At 47.9% G+C, this 792-nt stretch carries 1 rRNA gene; it reads right to left on the bottom strand.

The annotated features are described in order from the left end of the window. Nucleotides 1-698, bottom strand: a 23S ribosomal RNA gene (locus V8G47_RS20780); the annotation flags it as partial. Nucleotides 699-792 lie beyond the last annotated feature (94 nt).

Here is a 792-nt window from a genome sequence, read left to right as displayed (position 1 = left end):
TCGCCCTATTCAGACTCGCTTTCGCTGCGGCTCCGTCTTATCAACTTAACCTTGCATGGGATCGTAACTCGCCGGTTCATTCTACAAAAGGCACGCCATCACCCGTTAACGGGCTCTGACTACTTGTAGGCACACGGTTTCAGGTTCTATTTCACTCCCCTTCCGGGGTGCTTTTCACCTTTCCCTCACGGTACTGGTTCACTATCGGTCACTAGGGAGTATTTAGCCTTGGGAGATGGTCCTCCCAGCTTCCGACGGGATTTCACGTGTCCCGCCGTACTCAGGATCCACTCAAGAGGGAATGAAGTTTCAACTACAGGGTTGTTACCTTCTTTGACGAGCCTTTCCAGACTTCTTCGTCTACTTCATTCCTTTGTAACTCCGTATAGAGTGTCCTACAACCCCAAGAGGCAAGCCTCTTGGTTTGGGCTATATCCCGTTTCGCTCGCCGCTACTCAGGGAATCGCAATTGCTTTCTCTTCCTCCAGGTACTTAGATGTTTCAGTTCCCTGGGTCTGCCTTCCATACTCTATGTATTCAAGTAAGGATATTGTTCCATTACGAACAATGGGTTCCCCCATTCGGAAATCTCTGGATCAAAGCTCACTTACAGCTCCCCAAAGCATATCGGTGTTAGTCCCGTCCTTCGTCGGCTCCTAGTGCCAAGGCATCCACCGTGCGCCCTTCATAACTTAACCGAATTGGTTGTTACATCAGGTTTAAAACCTAAAATGGCGATACTCGGTAATTTCTTGACTATCAATTTATCTTTATCTAGTTTTCAAAGAACAA

Origin of the sequence: Rossellomorea sp. LJF3 (assembly GCF_037046045.1) — a bacterium.
Taxonomy (GTDB): Bacteria; Bacillota; Bacilli; order Bacillales; family Bacillaceae_B; genus Rossellomorea.
This window is presented reverse-complemented; position numbering and strand designations above follow the sequence as displayed.